The sequence below is a fragment of the Metabacillus sp. 22489 genome (assembly GCF_052044855.1).
GTDB classification, from domain to species: Bacteria; Bacillota; Bacilli; order Bacillales; family Bacillaceae; genus Metabacillus; species Metabacillus niabensis.
In genome coordinates, this window is the sequence record NZ_JBQENT010000025.1 from 16,192 (window position 1) to 32,271 (window position 16,080).

General features: G+C 38.1%; 15 protein-coding genes. 5 read left to right on the forward strand and 10 right to left on the reverse strand.

Going from position 1 to position 16,080, the window contains the following annotated elements; genetic code table 11:
- Positions 1–65: 65 nt before the first annotated feature.
- Positions 66–1,607 carry a methyl-accepting chemotaxis protein gene (locus tag ACTJJ9_RS15010; RefSeq protein ID WP_145581196.1) on the forward strand — a complete coding sequence of 514 codons (1,542 nt, stop codon included), beginning with the start codon at positions 66–68 and terminating at the stop codon, positions 1,605–1,607.
- A gap of 120 nt (positions 1,608–1,727) precedes the next feature.
- Here ACTJJ9_RS15010 and ACTJJ9_RS15015 read toward each other — a convergent pair whose 3' ends face one another.
- Positions 1,728–2,237: a hypothetical protein gene (locus ACTJJ9_RS15015; protein WP_095299548.1), complete on the reverse strand. Its 510-nt coding sequence runs from the start codon at positions 2,235–2,237 to the stop codon at positions 1,728–1,730.
- A gap of 264 nt (positions 2,238–2,501) precedes the next feature.
- Between ACTJJ9_RS15015 and ACTJJ9_RS15020 the strand changes: the two genes are divergently transcribed.
- Positions 2,502–2,597: a YjcZ family sporulation protein gene (locus ACTJJ9_RS15020; RefSeq protein WP_095299547.1), complete on the forward strand. Its 96-nt coding sequence runs from the start codon at positions 2,502–2,504 to the stop codon at positions 2,595–2,597.
- An 87-nt stretch (positions 2,598–2,684) separates the two neighbouring features.
- On the opposite strand, the gene ACTJJ9_RS15025 is transcribed toward ACTJJ9_RS15020, so the two are convergent.
- From ACTJJ9_RS15025 to ACTJJ9_RS15060, 8 genes are all read right to left on the reverse strand, one after another.
- The gene (locus ACTJJ9_RS15025) at positions 2,685–3,365 is read right to left on the reverse strand and encodes a TerC family protein (RefSeq protein ID WP_145581197.1); all 681 of its coding nucleotides are present in this window, start codon (positions 3,363–3,365) and stop codon (positions 2,685–2,687) included.
- 273 nt (positions 3,366–3,638) lie between these two features.
- Positions 3,639–5,135 (reverse strand): sensor histidine kinase, encoded by a 1,497-nt coding sequence (locus ACTJJ9_RS15030; RefSeq protein WP_145581198.1) that lies wholly within the window; start codon positions 5,133–5,135, stop codon positions 3,639–3,641.
- On the reverse strand, positions 5,083–5,763 hold the full coding sequence (locus tag ACTJJ9_RS15035) for a response regulator transcription factor (protein WP_145581199.1): 681 nt from the start codon (positions 5,761–5,763) through the stop codon (positions 5,083–5,085). The genes ACTJJ9_RS15030 and ACTJJ9_RS15035 overlap by 53 nt, the downstream gene beginning before the upstream one ends.
- A gap of 118 nt (positions 5,764–5,881) precedes the next feature.
- A complete protein-coding gene (locus tag ACTJJ9_RS15040) occupies positions 5,882–7,057 on the reverse strand; it encodes an ABC transporter permease (protein ID WP_145581200.1) in 1,176 nt (391 codons plus the stop codon).
- Positions 7,054–7,755: an ABC transporter ATP-binding protein gene (locus ACTJJ9_RS15045; protein WP_095299542.1), complete on the reverse strand. Its 702-nt coding sequence runs from the start codon at positions 7,753–7,755 to the stop codon at positions 7,054–7,056. The genes ACTJJ9_RS15040 and ACTJJ9_RS15045 overlap by 4 nt, the downstream gene beginning before the upstream one ends.
- The gene (locus ACTJJ9_RS15050; RefSeq protein ID WP_186324143.1) at positions 7,752–8,816 is read right to left on the reverse strand and encodes an efflux RND transporter periplasmic adaptor subunit; all 1,065 of its coding nucleotides are present in this window, start codon (positions 8,814–8,816) and stop codon (positions 7,752–7,754) included. The genes ACTJJ9_RS15045 and ACTJJ9_RS15050 overlap by 4 nt, the downstream gene beginning before the upstream one ends.
- A gap of 318 nt (positions 8,817–9,134) precedes the next feature.
- On the reverse strand, positions 9,135–9,899 hold the full coding sequence (locus ACTJJ9_RS15055; protein WP_145581202.1) for an NAD-dependent epimerase/dehydratase family protein: 765 nt from the start codon (positions 9,897–9,899) through the stop codon (positions 9,135–9,137).
- Between the two features lie 183 nt (positions 9,900–10,082).
- Positions 10,083–10,904, reverse strand: coding sequence for a methyl-accepting chemotaxis protein (locus tag ACTJJ9_RS15060; RefSeq protein WP_145581203.1), 822 nt, complete (start codon positions 10,902–10,904; stop codon positions 10,083–10,085).
- A gap of 340 nt (positions 10,905–11,244) precedes the next feature.
- Between ACTJJ9_RS15060 and ACTJJ9_RS15065 the strand changes: the two genes are divergently transcribed.
- The 3 genes from ACTJJ9_RS15065 (at position 11,245) to ACTJJ9_RS15075 (ending at position 14,172) form a co-directional block, all read left to right on the forward strand.
- Positions 11,245–12,255: a fatty acid desaturase gene (locus ACTJJ9_RS15065; protein WP_145581204.1), complete on the forward strand. Its 1,011-nt coding sequence runs from the start codon at positions 11,245–11,247 to the stop codon at positions 12,253–12,255.
- A 170-nt stretch (positions 12,256–12,425) separates the two neighbouring features.
- Positions 12,426–13,556 carry a sensor histidine kinase gene (locus tag ACTJJ9_RS15070; protein WP_145581205.1) on the forward strand — a complete coding sequence of 377 codons (1,131 nt, stop codon included), beginning with the start codon at positions 12,426–12,428 and terminating at the stop codon, positions 13,554–13,556.
- A gap of 16 nt (positions 13,557–13,572) precedes the next feature.
- Complete coding sequence (locus ACTJJ9_RS15075; RefSeq protein ID WP_095299535.1) at positions 13,573–14,172, forward strand: response regulator transcription factor; 600 nt, start codon at positions 13,573–13,575, stop codon at positions 14,170–14,172.
- Positions 14,173–14,193: 21 nt separating this feature from the next.
- Here the strand turns inward: ACTJJ9_RS15075 and ACTJJ9_RS15080 are convergent, their stop codons facing one another.
- Positions 14,194–16,041 (reverse strand): DUF2264 domain-containing protein, encoded by a 1,848-nt coding sequence (locus tag ACTJJ9_RS15080; RefSeq protein WP_440768705.1) that lies wholly within the window; start codon positions 16,039–16,041, stop codon positions 14,194–14,196.
- Between the last annotated feature and the right edge of the window lie 39 nt (positions 16,042–16,080).

Below are 16,080 nucleotides of genomic sequence, written 5' to 3' on the forward strand. Positions count from 1 at the left end.
AAAAAGGTATAATGTACTAGAAATTTATCCCGTTTTTAATTTAAAAGACTGAGAGTGTGAAGAAAATGATAAACAAGAAAAACAAGCTTATGCTACTCATTACAAGTTTAGTCATTATTTTAGTTATTATCGTTAATATTTTAGGTCGTTTTTATCATTTATTTGACCATGGACATGTAATGGAGCATAGTGTTACATCCTATGAAATTGAAAAGAGCTTCAGTCTGCTTTTAAATCTATTACTATTTATTCCAATCTTATTAGTCGTAGCAAGCCTAGGACTATATAAGAAAAAACCTTCTCATCAAGCTATTCCCTACCTTCTTACACTTGCATTAACATTTGGTAGCATTGCCATCATCTCTGGTGGAGGCGGTAGAGTCGAGTTTCATTTCAGTATTTTTATGGTTGTTGCTGCACTTGGATACTATCAAAATATTCGATTACTCACCTTGATGACAACCATTTTCGCACTTCAGCATTTGCTTGGATTCTTCATTTTTCCTGAGGTTGTTTTTGGTGTACATAGCTATTCATTTTTTATGTTAATTATCCATGCTTGCTTTTTACTTTTAACGTCAAGTGCTGTTGGCTGGCAGGTCGTTTCAACGAAATCAATCGAAGATGCTTTAATGATTCAGCAAAGAGAGCAAAGAGGGAAAATCATTGAGGAGATTGTGACAAGTCTTTCTTCGACTTCAAAGCAGCTTACACAGCTTTCACAGCTTTTAAAGAACGATGCCCAATCTACGTTTCATGCGAGCTCACAGCTTTCAGAGGCCATTTCTCAAGTAGCTAGTGGCTTTGAAACACAAAAGCATTCAGTTGAAAAGAATGTTGCCATTATTTCTTCTATTTCATCAGGGATTCAAACGGTTAGTCAAAATGCACAAATTGCTACAGAAAAAGCCAACATATCTGCTGAACAAGCTAATAAAGGTTCCAAATTAGTTTTAGATTTGTCTAAACAAATCACTGAAATAAATCAATCAGTTGAAGAGTCATTTCATACAATTACAACATTACATAATAGCTCACAGGATATTGAACATATTATTGAAGTCATTTCAACGATATCGGATCAAACGAATTTATTAGCATTGAACGCATCAATTGAGGCTGCTCGTGCAGGGGAGTACGGAAAAGGCTTCTCAGTTGTTGCAAATGAGGTTCGCAAGCTTGCAGAACAATCAGCAGAATCATCGAAGCATATCGCTGCCTTAGTGAAACAAAATCTTGTCGAGGCAAATAAATCAGTTACCGCAATGGAACGAGTGAAATCTAACGCAAAGTCTGGATTGGCGTTAATTCAAGATTCGAATCGTGTTTTTAACCAAATCTTTGAGTCATCGAATTCAGTTGCAACTCAAATAGGTGAGATTTCTACGCTTGCTGATAAGTTAAGCTTATCATCTGAAACAGTTAATTCTTCTATGGTCGATATGGCATCAGTTACAGAAAAGTCAGTCCAAAGTACACAGCACGCTCAACATACGACTGAGAAACAGCATCAGCAAACAGAAAAAACGATGAAGGCTGTCTTTGATTTAAGTCAAGTTATCGAGGAATTAGAAGCGGTTATCACAAAATTGCAAGTAGAGCAGTAGAGTCGTTTACAAGCTTTCTCTTTAAAGTAAACAAACCAGTCCACTTGTTAAGACCAAATGGACTGGTTTCAATAAACACTTGAATAGTAATTGAAAAGATGCTCCTGCTAAACTAGTGAATTAGCTATTCACTTCTGCATTAATGCTTGATTTCATTAAGTCTACACTTTCGAATAAGCTGCCGATTTTTTCATCAGCCTTCATAAATGTTTCGTTTGCAGCATCTAAAGATGGTGCGTCTTTTTTCAATTCCTCTGCCTTTGTCTCATATGATGCTTGAAGATCCTTAATTGCAGCTTCTAAATCAGCCTTTTGGTCTTTTAAATTAGCTGGAACCTCTATCTTCTTTAAATTCTCAGCTACAGCTGCTGCAGATTCACTCGCTTTTGTTTTCATTTCAGCAGTTGGTTCTGTTTCTGAAAGCTCGTATGCATTTAAATCGCCATCCACTTCATTAATAGATTGCGTGATAGATACGTAAAACTTCATTAATTCCTTTTTCGCATCTGTTTTCGAATCAGCTGTATCCTCTGATGCTCCTGCTGTCTCTTTATTTTCACCTTTATCCGCACAAGCTGTTAAGCCAATTGATAAAATCAATACGGAAAATATAAACCATAGTTTTTTCATCCTGTTTGTACCTCCATTTTGTCTAGTCTTGTGTAGTCACTAAAAAAATAAGCTTCTTCGCTTTCCACCTTTTGTATTATAGAGAAATCAATAACCAATTTCAACCAATATTTAGAAAAAGAGTCATAGGATCATTTTCTTGTAGCATATCCTCTAGTAGTCTAGTAGTAAAACTGCCTTTTTTATTGAAATCCATTCATGTCCCTATCCATTTTCACTAATGCTTCATAGTATACAGTACCTAATTTAAAGGCGGTGATATGTATGGGTTACAATGGAGGTTATAACAATAGCTTTGCTTTAATCGTTGTCTTGTTTATTTTATTAATTATCGTTGGAGCTTCTTTCTTTAATTACTAATCGCGAATTCAGCCTCATTAATTGTTTCATACGCAAAAAAGGAAGGGAATCATTCCCTTCCTTTCACCACTAAACCATTTACATATATTATGCTTTCAATAAAGCCTTTTCTTCCTTCTTACTTGCGGCTTTCTTTTGTGCATATTTACCTGCTAAAATAACAGCAGCAATGACTAAAATTTCAAAGCCATATTTAATAAAGCTATTTTCAAAGAATCCGCCTAGGAAATGTTCACCGACAATCATTTTTGACGCAGTCCATGCTAAGACACCCGCACCAATTGTTACGATAATTGGGAATCTATCAATCCATTTAAGAATAATTGTACTTCCCCACATAACGACAGGAACAGAAATTAATAATCCAACGATAACTAATAGCATATTACCATGAGACGCACCAGCTACAGCTAATACATTATCTAATCCCATCAATGCATCAGCAACGATTACTGTTCGCAATGCTGCCCAAAAGTTTTCACCGGCTTTGACGTCACCGTGATCATCGTCATCAACTAGCAGTTTATATGCGATGATGACAAGTAAAAGTCCACCGACTAAGTGTAAACCAGGGATTTCTAATAGCCAAACAACGGCTAATGTAGCGATAATCCGGATGATAATCGCACCTACTGATCCCCATAAAATAACCTTCTTTTGTTGTTGCTTCGGTAAGTTTCTTGCAGCTAGTCCAATTAGGATGGCATTATCACCAGCTAGAACTAAATCAATAACAACGATAGATAAAAGTGCAGTGAGAAAGTCCATTCAATCATAACCTCCAAGTTAGAAATATAATGCGATTCTTATAGAAATTGAACAAAACAAGAAAGAGACCTTTGCCAATATGGCAAAGGTCTCGCTAAGCACAATTCTTATGCCAACAAAGCCGATGAACCCAAGTTCATGTGTAATGACGACTTTGTTTCAGGAGTTTTCCTGACGCTACTCCCCTTTACGGTGGAAGTTCAAACAATAACGTTCTATAAGATAGTTAATATTATACGCTTCGTTTTCTCCCATGTCTATAAAATTGTGAATTCAGACTTTCTTCTGTTCAATACTTGCGGACGGCAGCTGCAACGATATAATCGTTTGTCCTCCTGTGCTTTTCTTTAATATGAGGTCTCCACCTTGAGCCTTTGCAAGAAGTAGGCTAAACGGCAACCCTAAGCCTAAACCGCGCTCAACATGCTTTTTATTTTCCCCACGATAAAAGCGCTCAAAAATAAAAGGCTGTTCTTTCTCTGAGATCCCGTAGCCATTGTCAATGACATCAAGAACAACGAAGTTACCATAAGCATAGAGCTCTACTGCTATTTCTCCTTTGTCTCTTTCTTTCACTGCATGAAGGCTATTATTTAATAGATTCACAATGATTTGCTGGAGACGAACATGGTCAGCCAATGCTACAAGCTGGTCACCTTTAACAGTAAATGTTAGTGTCACTCGTTCTAGCTGTGACTGATGAACAATTTCCCATTGGTAAACAATTTCCTTTACAACCTTTGCTAAATTAATTTTCTCCCGCTTCACTTTTATTGTTCCCGCACTAAATCGATTAAAATCTAATAAGTCCTCAACCATCGCTTGCAATTTTTTTGCTTCCTTTAAGGACATTGTTAAAAATTCCTTTTTCTTATCATCAGAAATAACATCATCATTAACAGCCTGAATCAATGCACTTACTGATGTGATCGGGGTTTTCAGCTCGTGGGTGACTCCAGCTAACAATTCCGTACGCAATGCCTCAAGCTGCTGCAGTCGATTCGTCATTTCCTTGAAGGACATGATTAGCTCGTGCAACTCCTTTTCCTGGACATCCTCATTCAACTGGATATCATAGTTCCCCCGCATCAATTCCCCTGCTGCTTCTGCCACTTGCTCAACAGGTCTTGCCATTTTCCTTGATAAGAAATAGATAACAAACCAGCCTAGAATAGCTAGACCAATTAATAAAAGAGCTAATAACTGATACTCCTCTGGGTTAATGTTTTTAAAGCCACCAATCTCTTGGACAATAATAACCGCGCCAACCGCTTCTTCATCATACTTAAAAGGTGAAACGACTGCATACATCGTATGATTATTTGTAAGAGTTAGCTTTTGTACGGTTAATTCGCTTGGAATTTCAATTAAGCGGTTTAATTCCTCTGGATGGATTTCCATTTGCGGACCGGGGCCTCCCCTTTGTAAAACTGTCATTCCCTCTTCTGTTTTTATATAGTAATGAAGGGGCACACGATTATTTACGATTTTTTCACGGGTTTCAAAATTAAACCTTTCATCCGAAAACTTCCCATTTCCAAACTCTAGTCTTTCTGAAACATCCTGGGCAAGTAATTTCGTTAGCTCAAGCTGATTTTCGATTGTGTTATGCCTTATCCAAAAGATCGAGACGACAGCAATAAGGATAAGTCCAATTATTAGCGTTAGTAAATATCTTCTTGTCCAAAAGATAAGCAAGGGTGTTTTTTTATTGTTTTTAGTTAACATAGAATTGGTAACCCAATCCCCGAAGTGTTTTAATTTCACCATCAGCTGGATCCCACCCACTTAATAATTTTCGAATTCGTTTGATTGCAAGGTCAACTGCGCGGTCACTTCCTTCATAATCATATCCCCAGACATTTTCAATCAGCTGTTCACGTGTAAAGGTTTGGTTTGGATGCTCTGCTAAAAATAAAAACAACGACAGATCTCTAGGTGTAAATTGAATTTCGACACCGTTAAGAAAAATTTGATGTGAGAGAAAATTAATTTTTAATGTACCATATAATTTCACTTTATCTGCATCCTCTAGCTGCGGAGACCTTCGCAAGACAGCACTTACTCTAGCAAGAACCTCCTCGGCAACAAATGGCTTTGTAATATAATCATCCGCACCGCCATCAAAGCCTTGAAGCTTTTCGTTTGTATCAGATAAAGCGGTAAGCATTATGACTGGGCATGAGCTTTTTTCCCTAATTTCCTTTAATACAGACCAGCCGTCTAGCTTTGGCATCATCACATCTAATAGAATAAGCGATGGCTTCACTTCATCCACCTTTTGTAAGGCTTCCATTCCATCATAGGCATATTGAACCACATAGCCATCCTTTTCTAAATATGCACCTAAAACCATAGAAATTGCCAGTTCATCTTCTACTACTAAAATCGTCTTCATATTTCCCATTTCCTTTTGTATGATGTTTTGTATTGATTATACTATTCAATACTAAAAATAGAAAAAAAGACTGTCTCAAAAGCAGAGGGGCAGACCCTGTTGAGACAGCCTCTAAGGCTTAATGACGCAATGCTTCTAATGGGCTTAGACTTGCTGCTTTATTAGCTGGGAATATCCCAAAGGCAACTCCAATAATGATTGAGAAGCTTACAGCTACTCCTACAGCTAACCAAGAGATTGTCACACCCATATCAAGTAAGACAGATAAACCTTCAGCACTTCCGATTCCAATGAGAACACCTAATAATCCACCGAATCCACTTAATACAGTCGCTTCAATTAGAAATTGAATAAGAATATCCTTCCGCTTCGCACCAATTGCTTTACGGATGCCGATTTCTCTCGTTCGTTCTGTTACGGAAACGAGCATAATATTCATAATTCCGATTCCGCCAACAATAAGGGAAATACTTGCAATTCCTGCTAAAAGCAATGTCATCGTATCTGTAACAGATGTTAATGCCTCAGCAACATCAGACTGATTGCGAACATTATATTGTGCATCATCTCCACTGAATTGGCTATATAGGAAGCGTTCAATTTTCGCCATTCCTAATTCAACCGTTTCCTCTGACGTCATTTTTACATCAACGGAGTTAATGACCGTTTGCTCTAAAAACCGTTGTGCCGTTGTAAATGGAATTAACACCATATCATCAACTGAGCCTTGGAGCTCTTCACCTTGCTCAGTTAAAACACCAATGACCTTAAACGTCGTTCCGTCAATTTTCACTTCATTGCCGACTGGACTTGTAAACCCGAACAATTCGGTCGCGACATTTGCTCCAAGTACCGCGACTTTATTGCGGCTGTCCTCGTCAATATCTAATATAAAGCGTCCGGAGCTCAGCGTCGTTTCCTGAACCTCCTCATATGCTAGTGTAACACCATTAATTGTCACACTCTCCATACTTGTCGTCCCATTTTTCACCGTCCCACTTCCTGACACTGTCGGTGAAACGGCAGCAACCTCTGAATAATCTGCGAATGCCATCACCTCATCATAATCTACAACTTCCTCTGTGCTTGTATTTCCTTGGATATTGACAGTTACCATCGTTGTCCCTAATGAAGACACATCCTCTGAAACCGATTGTGAAGCACCTTGCCCTAGTGATACAAGTGCGATAACAGCGGAAACACCAATGATAATCCCTAACATCGTTAAAAATGCCCTAAGCTTGTTTGAAACAATATTTTTAAAAGCGATTTTTATTGCTTGACCGATTTTCAATGGACGAGCGCCTCCTCTCTTTCATAGATTTTTCCATCCTGGATACGAATAACACGCTTCGCCTGATTCGCAATATCCAAATCATGGGTAATGAGAATAATTGTATGACCTAAATTGTTTAACTCCTTAATAAGATTCATCACTTCAATCCCTGTTTTACTATCTAATGCACCTGTTGGCTCATCCGCTAGGAGAATCGGAGGATTTCCAGCAAGAGCGCGGGCAATTGCTACACGCTGCTGCTGTCCTCCTGATAATTCAGTTGGCTTATGGCTCGCACGTTCTGCTAAGCCTACCTTTTCTAATGCATTCATGACGATTTCTTTCCTACTGCTCGAATTCATTCCACGATAAATAAGGGGAAGCTCGACATTTTCATATGCAGTTTGTTTTGATAAAAGATTAAAAGATTGAAAGATAAATCCGATCTTTTGATTTCTCACATCAGCTAATTGTTTTTGCTTAAGGGAAAACACATTTTTCCCCTCTAAAAAATATTCTCCAGAATCAGGTATATCCAAGCACCCGATCATATTCATGAGCGTTGATTTCCCTGAGCCTGATGGTCCAATGATGGCAATAAAATCTCCTTTGTTAACAGAAAAGCTGACATCATCTAACGCCTTTACCGTTTCACCGCCAAGTGTATAATGCTTACTAATATTGCGAATTTCTACGATTCGTTCCTTCTCCATCATTGTCCAGCACCTCCTCGATTTCCACCCATGTTACCTGAAGGCATTCCACCTGAAGGCATGTCACCACCTGGGAAACCACCTTGCATCATTCGATCCCTCATATCTTCCGTACCGCCTTCATCATCACTGCTTGATTGAAGTGTTGGCAGAACAATTTCCTCTCCTTCACTTAAACCACTCGTGATTTCAGCAACCTCTTCGTTTTGAAGTCCAACCTCAACTGTTTTTTGCGTTGTTTGCGGCTCAGTTGCTGCATCTTCTTTTGCCGTTTCACCTGATTCACCCTGTTGATTTTGCTCCTCTGTTGTTTCTGTTGTTTCTGTGCTTGCTTCATCAGCTTTAACAAGAACATAATACTCATCCCCCTGCTTTTGCACAGCTGAAACAGGAACTGTAACGACATTTTCTTTACTTTCTGTTGTGATTGTCGCTTCTGCCGTCATCCCGACTTTAATACCTGTCGGCTCATTGATTTTGACGTTAACAGCAAACTGAGCAACACTGCTTTCTGATTCATTCGCCTCTTTTGATACGCTCGTTACCGTACCAGTAAATTGTTGATCAGGCAGCGCACTTACATCGATTTGAGCTGTTTGTCCAACCTTTACTTTGGAAATATCTAATTCATCCACATTTACAACCATTTGTAAATTGCTATAATCTGTTACTTCGATTAGCTCTGCACCCATCGATACCATATCTTCAGCTTCAACATTTAAAGTTGTAATTTCACCGGAAAACGGTGCTTCAATTGGGTCAATATTATCATCCTCAAAGGTAATTAAATCGTCCCCTTCTTCAACCGTATCTCCAACTTCAACAAGCACTTCTTCGACTACAGCATTGTTCTCCTCTGAAAGAATCACTTCATTATTTATTGTTGAAATACTTCCTGTTCCACTTATATTTACCTCTACATTTCCCAGCTCTGCAACTGCTGTTTGCGTTTCCGTAACGGGTGCACCCGCCTGTTCATTTTTATTTTTGAAAAATGCATAGGCTGTTACTCCACCTCCAACAATAAGTACGAATACAATAATTGAGATTATCCATTTTTTCATTTTTATCATCCTTCCTTTTTTAAACGATTTATTTTATTTAGTTGTTAACGTAAACTTTGATGCTTTTTTAGCCGTTTTTGATTTCCGCTTTAGTGCTCGCTTTCCGCGGAGTGGGTGGTGAGCCTTTCGATGTAACACCTACATGTGTCTCACACTTACGCTCTAAAATCTTTACAAAGTTTAAATGGGGATTTCCTAACTAAAGTGAACAAGCTGCTTACATGAATTAGGATAAGCCTCTAATGTGTCAGGTAAATGTCAGGATGAATTTTTTATTCAACTTTTTCCTAAATAAAAAATAACCCCAATATCTTGGAGTTATTTTTTATTTCTATTTCGTAAATCATCCGCATTTTCCTTTGACTCAAATCCTAATTCACGCCAAGCATTTTCTGTTGACCATGGCTTCTTTCGATTATTCGAAACGCCATAATAGGTTCCATACTTTACTGTCGTTTGTAGAGCTAAGTCAAAAAGCTGGACTGTATCTTTATGAGTTAATAATGTATGGATGAGCCGTTCATCCTTTGCTACTGCCTTTGCTTCATCTTGATGTACACTACCAATTCGCAAATTGATGACAGAAAGGCTTTGTTCCTTTTCATGTGCTAAAATATGCCCAAGCTGTTCAGATGCTAATTTAAGAACCCCGTATAAGCTTCTTGAAAAAGGATAATCTTTAACCGTAATTTCTCTCCCTAATGTCGAGTAGCCATCCCGTTCATAATAATCTGTTGTATGATTGCTGCTGGCATAGACAACCTTAGGAATTCCGAGTGTCTGTGCCGCATGAAGAATATAGAACGAAGTAATAAAATGAATGGTTGTCATTTGCTGAAAGTCGTCAATCGTATGTAAGTCATTATCGGTTTTAATCGTTAATAAATTAACAAGTGCATCCGTATCTTCCGGAATAGCCCGCAGCAATTCTTCAAAATTAGTCGCATCCACTTGCTTGTATTCAACTTGTTCCTTCGGCCTATTTTTATCTAAGACAGTAAATTGATAGCGTTCCTGTAATCCGTTTATTAAAATCGATCCGATTGTCCCTGCTCCTCCGATGATTGTTACCTTCTTTTTCATGTTTACCCTCCATCAGTAGTAAGTGTTTTTCCTTACCTTTCCTCTTTGATCTTGCTAAACAGTGAAATTTTGTTACGTATAGAGTGTGTCACCAAGTGGCAAATCATTCGATGAAGGAGGGAGGAGACATAATAAAGGAATGTTGCACCGTTACCGGACAAAATTCCTTTTTTATCTATTTCATTAAAGAACGATTTCTTCCATTAAATCCTTCAGCTTGTTTGATGTTTCTGTTAAATTTTCTATTTCTAACATAAATTCAGTTACAAGCTTGGCTTCCTCTTGTGATGATTTTGCAATTTCTCCAAAATCGACCTGCAGCTGTTCAATTGATTTTTTAATCGCACTAAGCGTTTCTTCTATACTAACTGTCGCTTCCTTAGAATCAATGGCAAGCTTTCTTACTTCAGTAGCTACAACGCCAAATCCCGCACCTGCGCTACCGACTCTTGCTGCTTCGATTGCAGCATTTAAACCGAGTAAATTTGTCTGGTCACTTATTCCTTTTATTGTGCCTGCTACTTCTGTAATCTTCGTAGAATGCTTAACCGTGCTTTTTGTATTTTCAGCTATTTGCTCAGATGTTGCCGATAATTCCTCTGAATGAGCAGCAATATGCTGTACCTTGCCTAAGAGAGATTCAGCAATAGTATCTATCGCTGTCACAATATGGTTGAAGGTATCCTGTTTTTTTGTACTAATGGCTGCATTAACCGCTGCAACTATTTTCTCATTCTCATCTTTAATAGGAAAAGATATACTCACGAAAGGGACGCCAAATTCAGCCTCTGGCACCTTCACAACCGTCGTTCCAGTTTTATTTACCATTTTAAAATTTACATAACCTTCAGGAAGCGGATCTCCAGGTTTATGACCAAAATCCAATTCCTTGCTCGGTGAGTAAAATAAATATTTTTCATGATCAAATACCGTAATCATCGTTTCTTCTCTTAACATCATTTTGATATAAGGGATAGATGTTATAAATGCTTGTACTTTATCCAAATAATAAAACTCCTTTATTCTCATTTACATTATTTTTATCGGCAAATTTTATGAATCCTAAAGTATATACTTCAAATTCAAATAAAATTGTAATGATACTTAATTAGTGAACAAACTTCTTTCAAACCCTTCACAGCGAATCAATTTCCTCTGTCAATTAATGCATGAATGCTCATAAACCATTCAATATTTTTACATTATTGGGCATTATATTCCTGTAGACGCATTATTTACCAATCACGATATGACATTTGTCATGTTCATTATATGACAGCTATGTCTGCAAAAATATCTGCCATCACTTTATACTTGGTGTATCAATATTGAAAGGAACGAAAAAATGACGATACAATCAACTAAACAATTAAGGAAGCAAGTTGCTCCCTATGAAAAAGCAAATACAAAAGCAAGTATAAAGCAGCTTATCAATACGTTAGGGCCTTATTTTCTTCTATGGTTTCTTGCGTATCAAAGCTTGTCTATTTCTTATTTTTTAACGCTCGGCATCTCAGTGATTGCAGCAGGGTTTTTAGTACGGGTATTTATCATTTTTCATGATTGTTGTCATTACTCCTTTTTCAAAAATCGAAATGCAAATAAAATTTTAGGAACGATTACAGGTGTATTAACATTATTTCCATACAGTCAATGGCAGCATGATCACTCGATTCACCATGCTACTAGCAGCAATCTTGATAAGAGAGGCACGGGGGATATATGGGTTTTGACAGTTGATGAGTATTTAGCTGCTCCTCTTTGGAGAAAAATTGCTTATCGAATCTATCGCAATCCTTTCGTTATGTTTGGCTTAGGCCCAATCTATGTCTTTCTTATTATGAATCGCTTTAATAAAAAAGGTGCAAAGAAAAAGGAACGATTGAACACGTATTTAACGAATTTTCTCATTGTTTTTGTCGCAGTACTTCTTAGCTGGCTGATTGGTTTTGAGTCTTTTCTTCTTGTTCAAGCGCCAATCTTTTTAATCTCAGGTATACTCGGAATTTGGTTATTTTATGTCCAGCATACGTTTGAGGATTCTTATTTTGAGGAAAACGATGAGTGGAGCTATGTCAAGGCTGCTGTTGAGGGTAGCTCTTATTATAAGCTTCCAAAGCTACTCCAATGGCTTACAGGAAATATCGGGTATCATCATGTCCATCATTTAAGCCCAAGAGTTCCTAATTATAAGCTCGAGGACGTTCATAACAATACCGAACCATTGCAAAATGTCCCAACGATTACACTATTAACGAGCTTAAAATCGTTAAAATTCCGCCTTTGGGATACACGAAATAAAAAATTTGTTGGCTATAATGCCGTCTCACTCTATAAAAAAATGAGTAAACAGTAAGGCTAACAATGACGGAAAAGAAACTCTATGTTACACTAAAATATGTAAGTTTCAACCTCGAAATTAGCTAGCATCAAAGGGCTAAACAAAGCCCGATATACAGAAAGTATGATGAACAAAGCAATTGGTTTTTGAACCAATTGCTTTTATTTAAAGGAGAAACGTTGCATATGAATGGCACGACAAAGAAAAGACGGCTTATACCATTACAAAAATTCAATGGCATTTCCCCTTATATATGGGCTTTTCTCAGCATATTACCGTTTTATTTTATCTTTCAATCTTCATCAACAATCGAAATAGTTGTCGGAATCATTTTAACCATTCTCTTTTTTATTACGTTTCGTTATGGTTTTATCGTTAAGGGATGGCGAGTCTTTCTTTTAACCTGTATTCTAATTGGAATATCGTTTACTACGACCTACCTTTTTAATTATTTTTATTTTTCCTTTTATATCGCATATTTTATCGGGAATATCAAGGAACGCATCTCCTTTATGACGTTATATATCATTCATTTAGTTAGTACGGCAGGAGCACTTAATGCTAGTTTCTTTTTACATGAAGATTTATTACTTCAGCAGCTCCCTTTTGTATTAATCAGCTGCATAAGTGTTATCCTTCTTCCCTTTAGTGTTTACAATCGAAAGGAACGGGGACAGCTTCAAGAAAAGCTTGAGGATGCAAACAAGCGGATATCGGAATTAGTGAAAATAGAAGAACGGCAACGAATTGCTCGTGACCTTCATGATACATTAGGGCAAAAGCTATCGATGATTGGATTAAAAAGTGATTTAGCGAGAAAAATCATTTATAAAGACCCGGAAAAAGCACGAACAGAAATGGTTGAGATTCAGCAAACTGCTCGAACGGCTTTAAACGAAGTGAGAAAAATCGTTTCACAAATGCGGGGAATTCGCTTGCCAGAGGAAATGCAGCATGTGAAGCAAATTTTAAGCGCAGCGGAAATCACATTAGTAAGTGATGATGATTTTACGATCGATAATGTCCCATTACTAACAGAAAATATTTTAAGTATGTGCCTAAAGGAAGCTGTAACAAATGTTGTGAGGCATAGCGGTGCAACGACGTGTCACATTTCAATCAACCAATCATTAACAGAGGTTGAAATGAAGATAAAAGATAACGGAATTGGTCTTACTAAAGATACGTATCGAAAAGGGAACGGCTTGTCTGGAATGAAGGAAAGGCTTGAATTTGTTAACGGCACACTTGATATTTACTCAGAGGCTGGAACAACATTAGTCATTAAAGTACCAAATGGGGTAAAGAAAGTGTAAGAAGGAGGAGAAGGGTATGATTCGAATTGTCATCGCTGAGGATCAGCAAATGCTTCTTGGTGCGCTAGGATCGTTACTGAATTTAGAGGATGATATGGAGGTAGTCGGAAAAGCAAGCAATGGTGAGGAAGCACTTGCGCTTGTTCAAAGGTTTAATCCGGATATTTGCATTATGGATATCGAGATGCCTGGAATGACAGGTCTTGAAGCAGCTGAAAGGCTGAAAGGCCTCGGCTGCAAGGTGCTCATCTTAACTACCTTCGCTCGTTCTGGATACTTTCAACGTGCTTTAAAGGCTGGAGTTAGTGGCTATTTGTTAAAGGATAGCCCTAGTGAAGAATTAGCAAACTCGATAAGAAACATCATGTCCGGAAGAAGAGTATATGCACCTGAGTTAATGGATGATATCTATAGTGAAGAAAATCCATTAACAGAACGCGAAAGAGAAGTACTAGAGCTCGTTGCAGACGGAAAAAACACAAAGGAAATCGCCGACCAGCTCAGCATCAAAACAGGGACGGTTCGCAATTATATTTCGACCATCTTAGAAAAGCTTGATGTAAAAAACCGAATCGAAGCCATATCACAATCAAAGGAAAAGGGCTGGTTTAAATAAAGGGGACAGTCCCCCAATGCGTTAAAGCGCTGGGGGACTGTCCCCTATTTTTACTTCTTTTTTAGAAAACTGGATAATTATTTGTTCATTTGCGAACGTAATCTTTGGCTTTAGATGAAATGAATCACTAAACGTTTTTTCGCCGTATACCGCACTTGCTAGCAAAGTGACGCCTTGATGAACCTTCGTTTTGATCGTTGGAATGACAGTCCGAGGGTTTATGAGATTCGTATTTGCATTCGGGAAAATCAATTCTGCCCTTCCATTTCCATAAAGTGTTTTTACCCCACTAGCTCCTAGTTGATTTCGTACAAAGGCTTGCTCTTGCTCTTGAATCTTCGTAAGCTCATCATCATTCAAGCCTAGAGCAAACCCACCATCTGCAGCATCTAGCTCTCGATTTGTTTCGATACGATGAATTCTAACATGCCATGGATTTCCTGGGACAAGCCATGTCTTCACTTCAACATCATGCCATGGCTTCCATTTCATATAAAGATAATCCTCCTCAACACGAATTTCTTCACTTTTTCGTTTTACACGATAAAGATTGTCTCCTTCACTTAAAGCGAGCATACAATCAAAAGCACCCTGTGCTAAGCCCCATTCTGCCCTTGGAACACTAAAGCCAAAGACATTTGAATAGACAAACTTTTCATATTTTGACGATGTATGAGTATGCTCGTTTGTTGAGATATGCCCTGTGTTAAAAGCAAGAAGGTGGCGATTTGTGTCAGCTTTATATAACGCTAAATGTGGCAGCCTTTGGATCGATTTCTGTTCCAAATCTTTCGGATATTCTTCTTCCTGGACCTGCCAAAATGGATGCTCTTCATCTAAAGCGAGCGGTAAAAAGGTCTTTAATGCCCAATACGGTGAGCCAGGAGAATTGTAGTTTTCCGCCATTACAAGATTAGGATAAACATAGCCGACGGTTAATCGATTTGACTCGTTAAAGATCGGCTTATTAAACCACCATCGTAAATTTCTAAGGATAAGCCCCTTCATTACCCCTAATGAGAAAGGCTCGATATTGGCAAAGACACAAGCACTCCAAAAAGCAGCTTGTGCGAAACGATATGTTAGACTTCTTCCATAAGGGAGTGCAGACCCATCTGAAGCAAACCAATGAATGAAATCCTTCGCAAACACTTCCGCCCTATTTTTATATGTAACAGCGCGAATCGGATCTTCCTTTTCCATATATTTCGCATAAATTAATGAATAATAATGGATGGCAAAAGGACCGTAATAATCGCAATGGCCATCGATTCCATCGGCGTACCAGCCATTTCCTAAATAAAATTCATCGATTCGCTGTAAATTTTGTTCAACAAGCCCTTCATCGTAAGGCTCTCCTACAAATTTTAAGCCGATGTTGACAAGAACCGGGAAGAATAGCCAATTGCAATCATGTGCTTTCACATGATTGATTTGACGAAGCCATCCACTTAAATTTGCTCGTTCTTGTTCATTAAGTGGCTCCCAAATTTTATCTGGAATAAGGAGAAGTGCTAACCCAAAAACAGCCATTTCAACAATGCGTTGGTCATAATCGTTTATCCTTCCCCAATATTCCTCATGGGCTGGGTTTGTTCCATTTTTTATTCCTTGTAGATGAAAATCCCATATATCATATTCTTTAGCATCTCCAGCAAGTAATGGAACAAGTCCCCAAAGAATACGAGAAAAGCCTTCCATTCCCGCGATAGAATCGGAATACGCCACACCAGAGTTCCCTAATTGTAGTCTAGCAAAGCCATCACTATAGGATGATTTTAACGGGTTACATATTTGTTTTAACGCTTGCTCCACATCCGCCTTCGTTTTAAGAGGATTTGTTTTTATTTCGGCTTGGGTCGTCTGCATTGGTTTGATCGCTCCTTATCTCGAAATTTACCTTCAAAC